We start from the raw sequence: 9821 nt of genomic DNA on the forward strand, positions 1-9821 counted from the left end.
GTATTCGGCCGCAAGCCGCGCCGCCTCGCTCGAACTCATGCCGTCGGCGATCGCGATCGCCACGCCCTTGAGCTGCAGCGCCTGGCCCTCGGGCACCAGCATGCCGTGGAAGTCCTCGTTGGCGGGCTTGGCGCCGCGTTCGGAATGCTGGCCGATACGCAGGCTCAGGACGGCAGGCGAGGTGCGGGCGGTCATGGTGGTCGGTTCGGGCGCTCGGCTGGAAGGGCGGCTTCGGACAAGCCGACGGGGCGTGCAGCGATGCCGCACACCCCGTCCTGGCTGCAGGTGAGCGGATCAGGTCACGTCGATCATCTGCACGCTGCCGTCCGGCATGATCTCGGCCATCTGGCCGCTCGGCTCGTCGAGGAACTGCACGAGGCCGAGCACGACCAGCGCGCTGGCGGCGATGACCATGAAGAAGGTCGACGGCGTCACGAAGGACAGCACGGTCAGGAACACGACGCTGCCGACGTTGCCGTAGGCACCGCTCATGCCGGCGATCTGGCCGGTCAGGCGACGCTTGATCAGCGGGATGATGCCGTAGACCGCGCCGCAACCGGCCTGCACGAAGAACGAGTTGATGACGGTCACCGTCACCGCCGCCCACAGCGGCATGCCGCCCATGAAGCTCATGCCGAAGTAGCCGAAGGTGATGCCGATCATGACGATGGTCATCGTGCGCTTGCGGCCGAAGCGGTCGGAGATCAGGCCGCCGGCCGGGCGCGCGAACAGGTTCATGATCGCGAAGCTCGAACCGACCAGACCGGCCTGGATCAGCGTCAGGTTGTACATGTCCTTGAAGTACAGCGGCAGCATCGACACCACGGCGATCTCGGAGCCGAAGGCGATCGCGTAGGCACCCGACAGGATCGCGACCTGCTTGAACTTGTAGCGGTGGATCTGCGGCACGACCTCACCGGCGAGGATGTTGCGGTTCACGTCAATCACCTGCCAGACGTTCCACGCGAACAGCGCGAGCAGCGCGACGTAGACGACGTTGGTCGTGGTCTGGTCGATCAGCTTGAAGCCGGCCGGCGACAGCTTCCAGGTCAGCACCAGCAGCGCCACGGTCATCGGCACGTACAGGAACACATACAGCCAGAAGTCGCTCTTGCTGGTGACTTCCATCGCGCCGAGCTTCTTCGGGCGGAAATAGGTCGAGCCTTTCGGGGTGTCGCTGGCCAGCGCGTAGAAGATCACCGAGTAGATGATCGAGATCACGCCGGTGACGCCGACCGCCCAGCGCCAGGCATCCGGGCCGCCGAACGCGTGTGCGAGCACCGGCAGGCTCAGTGCCGCTGCGGCCGAACCGAAGTTGCCCCAGCCGCCGTAGATGCCTTCGGCGAAGCCGACCTGCTTGGCCGGGAACCACTCCGAGATCAGGCGGATGCCGATCACGAAGCCGGCACCGACGCAGCCGAGCAGCAGGCGCGCCAGCGCCAGCTGCTCATAGCTGTTGGCGAGCGCGAAGAAGAAGCACAGGCCGCCGCAGACCGCGAGCAGCACCGAATACATGATGCGCGGGCCGAACTTGTCGACCAGCATGCCGATCAGGATGCGCACCGGGATGGTCAGCGCGACGTTCAGCGTCAGCAGCGCCTTCACCTGGCCGTCCGTGAGCTGGAATGTTTCGCGGATCGACGCGAGCAGCGGCGCGTGGTTGAACCACACCACGAAACTGATGAAAAACGCGATCCAGCTCAGGTGCAGGATGCGCACGTTGCCGCTGAACGACAGCAGCTTGATGTTCGACGATGCCATCGGTGAATCCTCTCGAAGAAAAGCGGTATCACCAATGGCAATTCGCAGGCCAACTTGAAAAAAGCCAGTCCGGCTGCGGGGTTCGGGAATTCAGGCACGGCACGCATATTGGCGTAATGCACAGCGGCAGTGCCGGTTTTTGCGCCAGCACGGTGCATTTGTGCCAAAGCAGGGCAAAAAAACGCTTCGCGACCGCACTTGATCGGTGCGAATCAGGGGTATGGCGTAATACCACCAAAGAGGTATTCCCAGCTAATTCAATATGGTTAGCGGTTTTTGCACTGAATCAAGGCGTGGGGCACGGTTTTGAACCGAACCGGTGCATTACCAGAATGCAATCCCACGGGCACCGAAAGGTTTCTTGCCTTCATCTTCCGAAAAAACAGTTACTTGTATCCATTAAATGAAAATGGCACGGCATATGCTTAACGGCGGCTCAGGCTAAGGCATTCACAGCCGCACGCCGAATCGGCTCTGCGTCAAAGATTCTTCCGCGAGGAAATGTTCATGAAAGAAAGACTGGTCCTGATCGGCAACGGCATGGCGGGCATGCGCACGATCGAGGAACTGCAGAAGGTCGCGCCGCAGATGTATGACATCACGGTGTTCGGCGCCGAGCCGCATGGCAATTACAACCGCATCATGCTGTCTCCGGTGCTCGCCGGCGAAAAGACCATTCCGGAAATCATGATCAATGATCTGGACTGGTACGAGCAGAATGGCGTCACGCTGCACGCCGGCAAGGACAAGGAAATCGTCGAGATCAACCGCGGCCGGCGCGAAGTGCGCGCTGCCGACGGCACGACGGTGAAATACGACCGCCTGCTGATCGCCACCGGTTCCAATCCGTTCATCCTGCCGCTGCCGGGCAATGACCTGCCGGGCGTCATCGGCTTCCGTGACATCAAGGATGTCGATGCGATGCTGCACGCCGCGAAGACCGGCAAGCACGCCGTCGTCATCGGTGGCGGCCTGCTCGGTCTCGAAGCCGCCAACGGCCTGATGAAGCAGGGCCTGCAGGTCACGGTCGTGCACGTGCTCGACACGCTGATGGAGCGCCAGCTCGACCCGTTCGCGGCCGACATGCTGCGCAAGACCCTGGAGGAGCGCGGCCTGCGCTTCCTGATGGGCGCGCACACCGCCGCGATCCTCGGTGACGACAAGGTCCGCGGCGTGCGCTTCAAGGACGGCCTCGAAGTGCCGGCCGACATCGTCGTCATGGCCGTCGGCATCCGCCCGAACATCGAGCTCGCGAAGAAGTCCGGCATCCACTGCGAGCGCGGCATCGTCGTCAACGACACGATGCAGACCTACGACCCGCGCGTGTACTCGGTCGGCGAATGCGTGCAGCACCGCGGCGTCTGCTACGGCCTGGTCGCGCCGCTGTGGGAGCAGGCCAAGGTCTGCGCCAGCCACCTCGCGCAGCACGGCGTCGGCCGCTACGAGGGCTCGGTGACGAGCACCAAGCTCAAGGTCACCGGCATCGACCTGTTCTCGGCCGGCAACTTCAACGGTGGCCCGGACTGCGAGGAACTCGTCCTGCGCGACCCGGCCCGCGGCGTCTACAAGAAGCTGGTCGTCAAGGACAACCGCGTGCAGGGCGCCGTGCTCTACGGCGATACCGTCGACGGCACCTGGTACTTCCAGCTGCTGCGCGAGAACACCGACATCACCGCCTTCCGCGAGACCGTGCTGTTCGGTCACGCGCACATGGCCGATGCCGGCCGCGAAGGCCACAGCGTCATGTCGATGTCCGACGACGCCGAGATCTGCGGCTGCAACGGCGTCTGCAAGGGCACGATCGTCAAGGCGATCACCGAGAAGAAGCTGTTCACGGTCGATGACGTGCGCGCCCACACCAAGGCCTCGGCCTCGTGCGGTTCGTGCACCGGTCTGGTCGAGCAGATCCTCGCGGCCACCGTCGGCAACTACGACGCGACGCCGAAGGAAAAGCCGATGTGCAAGTGCACGGATCACCCGCACGACGTCGTGCGCAAGGCGATCCGCGACGAGCACCTGACCTCGCTCGAATCCGTGTTCAAGGTGCTGAACTGGAAGACCGCCAACGGCTGCGCGTCCTGCCGCCCGGCGCTGAATTACTACCTGATCTCGACCTGGCCGGCCGAGGCGAAGGACGACTACCAGTCGCGCTTCATCAACGAGCGCGTGCACGCCAACATCCAGAAGGACGGCACCTACTCGGTCGTGCCGCGCATGTGGGGCGGCCTGACCAACGCCAGGGAACTGCGCGCGATTGCCGATGCCGCCGACAAGTACAACGTGCGCACGGTCAAGGTCACCGGTGGCCAGCGCATCGACCTGTTCGGCATCCGCAAGGAAGATCTGCCGAAGATCTGGGCCGATCTCAACGCCGCCGGCATGGTCTCGGGTCACGCTTACGGCAAGAGCCTGCGCACCGTGAAGACCTGCGTCGGTTCCGACTGGTGCCGCTTCGGCACGCAGGATTCGACCGGGCTCGGCGTCAAGATCGAGCAGATGACCTGGGGCTCGTGGACGCCGCACAAGTTCAAGATGGCCGTCTCCGGCTGCCCGCGCAACTGCGCCGAGGCGACGATCAAGGACTTCGGCGTGGTCTGCGTCGACTCCGGCTACGAGGCCCACGTCGGCGGCAACGGCGGCATCCACGTGCGCGGCACCGATCTGCTCTGCAAGCTCGAAACCGAGGAGCAGGTGCTCGAATACTGCGGCGCCTTCATGCAGCTGTACCGCGAGGAAGGCCGCTATCTGGAGCGCACCGCGCCGTGGATCGAGCGCGTCGGCCTCGAATACGTGAAGGCCAAGATCGTCGAGGACGAGGAAGGCCGCAAGGCGCTGTACGCGCGCTTCCTGGAATCCCAGAAGTACGCGCAGACCGATCCGTGGGCGGAGCGCGCCAGCGCCGGCGTCGATGCGCACGAGTACGCGCCGGTCGCGACGATCGGCTGATCGTCGGCCGATCCGCTTCGTAAGATAAATTTTTATACCATCATCAATACTGAAAGCCGGGTCACTCCGGGTGCATGGATCCACATCAGCACCCGGGATGACCACGGTCCGGAGCAGAGTCCCCATGAGCGACTGGCACGACATCGGTACCGTCGAAGACATTCCGCGCCTCGGTGCGCGCGTGGTGCAGAGCCCGCAGGGCAACATCGCCGTGTTCCGCACGGCCGAGGATGAAATCTTCGCGCTGCGCGACCGCTGCCCGCACAAGGCCGGTCCGCTGTCGCAGGGCATCGTGCACGGCAAGCGCGTGACCTGCCCGCTGCACAGCTGGACGCTGGAGCTCGGCACCGGCGAGGCGATCGCGCCCGACGTCGGCTGCGCGGCCCGCTTCCCGGTGAAGGTGGAGGGCGGTCGCATCCTGCTGCAGGTCAGCGCCGTCGCCGCCGTGTCCGATCACAGCGCGGGCACGCTGGCCTGAAAGCCCGCGGGGCGGCGTTGTCCGCCGTCCCGCGCTGATCCTCACCGCCGGGACCGCGCGTCCCGGCACGCATCAAGGGTTGTGCACGCGCTGGCGTGCGTGACCGGCGCCCGTTCCCGTCACGGCGATCGTTCCAGGAGATTCCCGCATGCCTGCCGAGGCCCCCGAAGTCCGCACGACCTGTCCTTATTGCGGTGTCGGCTGCGGCGTCATCGCCTACCGCACGGATGACGGCACGATCGCCGTGCGCGGCGACGAGCAGCATCCGGCCAACTTCGGACGGCTTTGCTCGAAGGGTTCGGCGCTGGCCGAAACGCTCGCGCTCGAAGACCGTCTGCTGCATCCGGAAATCGACGGCCAGCGGGTCGGATGGGATGCGGCGCTCGATGCGGTCGCCGAGGGCTTCCGGCGCACGATCGCCGAGCACGGCCCGGATGCCGTGGCGCTGTACGTCTCCGGCCAGCTGCTGACCGAGGACTACTACGTCGCCAACAAGCTGATGAAGGGCTGCATCGGCACCTCGAACATCGACACCAATTCGCGGCTGTGCATGTCCTCGTCGGTCGCCGGCCACAAGCGCGCGTTCGGCACCGACACCGTGCCCGGCACCTACGAGGATCTCGAACAGGCCGACCTGCTGATCCTCGTCGGCTCGAACCTCGCCTGGTGTCACCCGGTGCTGTACCAGCGCATCCTCGCCGCCCGCCAGGCGCGCGGCGGCAAGCCGAAGCTGATCGTCATCGACCCGCGCCGCACCGCGAGCTGCGATCAGGCCGAGCAGCATCTGGCGATCGCGCCGAACACCGACACCGTGCTGTTCAACGGCCTGCTCGTGCACCTGCACCGGCAGGATGCCGTCGATCTCGACTACCTCGATGCGCACACCGACGGTTATCTGGCGGCGCTGCGCGCAGCGCGCGAGATTGCCCCGTCGATCCCCGAGGTCGCGCGCCGCTGCGGTCTCGACGAGGAGGCGGTCGCGAACTTCTACGGCGATTTCACGCGCACGAAGAAGGTCGTCACCGTCTATTCGCAGGGCGTCAACCAGTCGGCGCACGGCACCGACAAGGTCAACGCCATCATCAACTGCCATCTGGCGACCGGACGCATCGGCAAGCCCGGCTGCGGTCCGTTCTCGGTCACCGGCCAGCCGAACGCGATGGGCGGACGCGAGGTCGGCGGCCTCGCCAACCAGCTCGCCGCGCACATGGACTTCGCTCCGGCCGATGTCGAGCGCGTCGCCCGCTTCTGGCAGGCGCCGAACATCGCGCGCGGCCCGGGCCTGAAGGCGGTCGAGCTGTTCCGCGCCGTCGCCGAGGGCAGGATCAAGGCGATCTGGATCATGGGCACGAATCCGGTGGTCAGCCTGCCGGAGGCCGATGCGGTGCGCGAGGCGCTGATGAACTGCCCGCTGGTCGTCGTCTCCGATGCCGTGCGCATCACCGACACCACGGCCTGCGCCGACATCCTGCTGCCGGCCGCGACCTGGGGCGAGAAGGACGGCACGGTCACCAATTCCGAACGCCGCATCTCGCGCCAGCGCGCCTTCCTGGATCTGCCCGGCGAAGCGCGCCCCGACTGGTGGGCGCTTGCCGAAGTCGGCCGCCGGCTCGGATTCACGGCGAATCTCGATTTCGCCGGTCCGGCCGCGGTGTTCCGCGAGTTCGCGGCGCTGTCCGGCTACGAGAACGCCGCCTGGGGCGGCGAGGGCGACAGCCGGCGCGATTTCGACATCTCGGCCCTGGCCGGCGTCGCCGATGCCGACTACGACGCGATCGAACCGTTCCGCTGGCCGCGCCCGGCCGCCGGCGACGGCGCCGAGCGCTTCTTCGCAACCGGCGGCTATTACACGCCCGATCGCCGGGCACGCATGATCGCGGTCGGCGAGCGGGCGTCGGTGAACGCTCCGGACGAAACCTTTCCGCTGGTGCTCAACACCGGTCGCGTGCGCGATCACTGGCACACGATGACGCGCACGGCCAAGACCGCACGTCTGTCGGCGCACATCCCGGAACCGTATGCCGAAATCCACCCGGTCGATGCCGCCGTGCTCGGCATCCGCGACGAGGCACTGGTGCGCGTCGTCAGCCGCTGGGGCGAGGTGATCGTGCGCGCCAAGCTCGCACGCGAGCAGCGCCCGGGCTCGGTGTTCGTGCCGATGCACTGGTGCACGCCGTACGCGAGTCGCGGGCGCATCGATGCCGTCGTCAATCCGGCCACCGATCCGTTCTCCGGCCAGCCCGAATCCAAGCACACGCCGGTGCGCGTGATGGCGTACAAGCCGGCCTGGCACGGCTTCGTGCTGTCGCGCGACCCGCTGACGCTGCCCGACGATCTCGACTACGTCGTGCGCGTGCGCGGGGATGGACTCTGGCGCTACGAGATCGCTTCGGAACAGCCGGTCGCCGACTGGAGCGCCTGGGCGCACGAACTGCTGCACGAGCCGCCGGGCGAGGGCTGGATCGAGTTCGAGGACCGCTCGCTCGGCCGTTACCGCGGTGCGGCGATGCACGACGGCCGTCTGGTCGCCTGCGCCTTCGTCTCGCCCGGCCACGAACTGCCGCCGCGCGACTGGCTGGCCGGCCTGTTCGAGCGCCCGGAACTCGCCGCCCCGGAGCGCGCGAGCCTGCTCGCCGGCCGCCCCGGCAAGGGCCAGCCCGATGTCGGGCGCATCGTCTGCGCCTGCTTCCGCGTCGGCGTCAACACGCTGCTGTCGGCGATCCGCGAGCGCAAGCTGACGACACCGGAAGCGATCGGTGCCGCGCTGCGTGCCGGCACCAACTGTGGTTCCTGCGTGCCCGAGATCCGCAAGCTGATCGCCGACAACGCCTCCTGAGCAGCCTGGCCCGGGATTTCCCATGCTTGCCTCATGGGAAATGACGCTGCTATACCTCCTCTGCCTTCACGAACGATGAGGGTGGCCGGCCGATGCCTTTACCGGCACCGGCCGGCGAACATAAATCAGGCAGAGGAGAGACTTCATGCACAAGCGCATCACGCGCGCAGCATTCGCCGCGGCCCTCGCGCTCGCCGTCCAGATCGCCGGGGCCGCCGAGTTCGGCACCGCCGACGAGGCGAAGGCGATGCTCGAAAAGGCCGTGGCCGCCCTGAAGGCCGACAAGGCCGCCGCCCTGTCGCAGTTCGCCAAAGGGGAGGGCGGCTTCAAGGATCGTGACCTGTATCCGTTCTGCGGCGGTCCGGACGGCAACTTCACCGCACATCCGACCTTGACCGGCAAGAGCCTGCGTGACCTGAAGGACAAGTCCGGCAAGCCGCTCGGCGAGGAAATCTACTCGACGGCCCAGGAAGGCCGGATCAGCGAAGTCAACTACATGTGGCCGCGTACCGGCGGCACCGATCCCGTGCAGAAGGTCAGTTACGTGACCAGGGTCGGCGATCAGGTCTGCGCGGTCGGATATTACAAGTGATGCCTTGGGCATGAGCCGCCGTCTGCAATGCGCAGACGGGCGGACGAAACCCGACAAGGCGCCAAACGGCGCCTTGTTTCTTTATAATCATATAATTTTTTATACCATCATATTTTATACTGACCAAAAATCCGATTTTGTTCCTTCCACTACACCCATCAATATTCCGGCAATTCCAGAGAAGCAAACAGCTCATCCAGCGCCTCCTGGGATTCGGAAGCTTCGGCGGTCTGCACGACCTGCGCCGTCAGATGCGGTGCAAACAGCTGGATGAAGTCGTACTGGAACTGGCGCAGGAAGGTGCCGCGCCGGAAACCGATCTTGGTCGTGTTGGGCGCAAACAGATGGCTGGCATCGAGCGCGACCAGATCCCGGTCAGCTTCGGCATCCCAGGCCATGCGCGCAATGATGCCGACGCCAAGGCCGATGCGGACATACGTCTTGATCACATCGGCATCGGTGGCCGTGAACGCGACTTCCGGATGCAGGCGCGCGGCCTTGAACGCCTCGTCGAGCTGCGAGCGGCCGGTGAATCCGAACACGTAGGTCACCAGCGGATGCCGGGCGAGGGCCTCGATCGTCAATGGCGTCGATCCGGTCAGCGGATGGCCTTGCGGCACCAGCGCACAGCGGTTCCAGAGGTAACAGGGCATCATCACCAGATCATGGAATTCCTCGATCGCCTCGGTCGCAATCGCAAAATCGACGGCTCCGGAGGCGGCCATCTCGGCAATCTGGGTCGGCGAGCCCTGATGCAGCTGCAGCACGACTTCCGGGTAACGGGCCCGGAAGGTCTTGATGATCGGCGGCAGCGCATAACGGGCCTGGGTATGCGTGGTCGCGATCGACAGTGTGCCACGGGCATCGTCGCGGAATTCCTCGGCGAGGATCTGGATGTTGCGGACTTCGCGCAGGATCGCCTCGGCGCGGGCGATGATGTGCCGGCCGACCGGGGTGATGTGGGTCAGGTGCTTGCCGTTGCGGTTGAACAGCTCGACCCCGAGTTCGTCCTCGAGCAGTCGCACCTGCTTGGACACCCCGGGCTGCGACGTGAACAGACTCTCGGCTGCGGCAGAGATGTTGAGCTGATTCTTGGCGATTGCGCACAGATAGCGCAGCTGCTGCAGTTTCACTGACCCGACCTCATCGGCATCGCATATTCCGGAGAAGCATAACGCAGAGCGGATGAGTTCGCGTTCCGGCTGGAT

General features: G+C 65.6%; 7 protein-coding genes and 1 pseudogene. 5 read left to right on the forward strand and 3 right to left on the reverse strand.

Features of this window, described 5'->3' with window-relative positions:
• Positions 1-195, reverse strand: a pseudogene (locus PKE44_RS10280) (bifunctional protein-serine/threonine kinase/phosphatase); the annotation flags it as partial.
• Positions 196-294: 99 nt separating this feature from the next.
• A complete protein-coding gene (locus PKE44_RS10285) occupies positions 295-1761 on the reverse strand; it encodes a NarK family nitrate/nitrite MFS transporter (RefSeq protein ID WP_324550750.1) in 1467 nt (488 codons plus the stop codon).
• A 2-nt stretch (positions 1762-1763) separates the two neighbouring features.
• Between PKE44_RS10285 and PKE44_RS10290 the strand changes: the two genes are divergently transcribed.
• From PKE44_RS10290 to PKE44_RS10310, 5 genes are all read left to right on the forward strand, one after another.
• Positions 1764-2168, forward strand: a complete 405-nt coding sequence (locus tag PKE44_RS10290) for a hypothetical protein (RefSeq protein WP_324550752.1) — start codon at positions 1764-1766, stop codon at positions 2166-2168.
• Between the two features lie 100 nt (positions 2169-2268).
• Positions 2269-4707 (forward strand): nitrite reductase large subunit NirB, encoded by a 2439-nt coding sequence (gene nirB, locus PKE44_RS10295; RefSeq protein ID WP_324550754.1) that lies wholly within the window; start codon positions 2269-2271, stop codon positions 4705-4707.
• Positions 4708-4831: 124 nt separating this feature from the next.
• Positions 4832-5185 carry a nitrite reductase small subunit NirD gene (nirD, locus tag PKE44_RS10300; RefSeq protein ID WP_324550756.1) on the forward strand — a complete coding sequence of 118 codons (354 nt, stop codon included), beginning with the start codon at positions 4832-4834 and terminating at the stop codon, positions 5183-5185.
• 148 nt (positions 5186-5333) lie between these two features.
• Entirely contained in the window at positions 5334-8021 is a 2688-nt protein-coding gene (locus PKE44_RS10305) for a molybdopterin-dependent oxidoreductase (protein WP_324550758.1), read from the forward strand.
• 145 nt (positions 8022-8166) lie between these two features.
• Complete coding sequence (locus PKE44_RS10310) at positions 8167-8613, forward strand: cache domain-containing protein (protein WP_324550761.1); 447 nt, start codon at positions 8167-8169, stop codon at positions 8611-8613.
• A gap of 158 nt (positions 8614-8771) precedes the next feature.
• Here PKE44_RS10310 and cysB read toward each other — a convergent pair whose 3' ends face one another.
• Positions 8772-9746, reverse strand: a complete 975-nt coding sequence (cysB, locus tag PKE44_RS10315; protein WP_324550763.1) for an HTH-type transcriptional regulator CysB — start codon at positions 9744-9746, stop codon at positions 8772-8774.
• Positions 9747-9821: the final 75 nt, after the last annotated feature.

This window comes from Plasticicumulans sp., assembly GCF_035331805.1.
Classification (GTDB): Bacteria; Pseudomonadota; Gammaproteobacteria; order Competibacterales; family Competibacteraceae; genus Plasticicumulans.

What these genes read in the sequence shown, in the direction of transcription:
- PKE44_RS10285 (WP_324550750.1), bottom strand. Translation starts at nt 1,761, where the DNA reads ATGGCATCGTCGAACATCAAGCTGCTGTCGTTCAGCGGCAACGTGCGC.
- nirB (WP_324550754.1), top strand. Translation starts at nt 2,269, where the DNA reads ATGAAAGAAAGACTGGTCCTGATCGGCAACGGCATGGCGGGCATGCGC.
- nirD (WP_324550756.1), top strand. Translation starts at nt 4,832, where the DNA reads ATGAGCGACTGGCACGACATCGGTACCGTCGAAGACATTCCGCGCCTC.
- PKE44_RS10305 (WP_324550758.1), top strand. Translation starts at nt 5,334, where the DNA reads ATGCCTGCCGAGGCCCCCGAAGTCCGCACGACCTGTCCTTATTGCGGT.
- PKE44_RS10310 (WP_324550761.1), top strand. Translation starts at nt 8,167, where the DNA reads ATGCACAAGCGCATCACGCGCGCAGCATTCGCCGCGGCCCTCGCGCTC.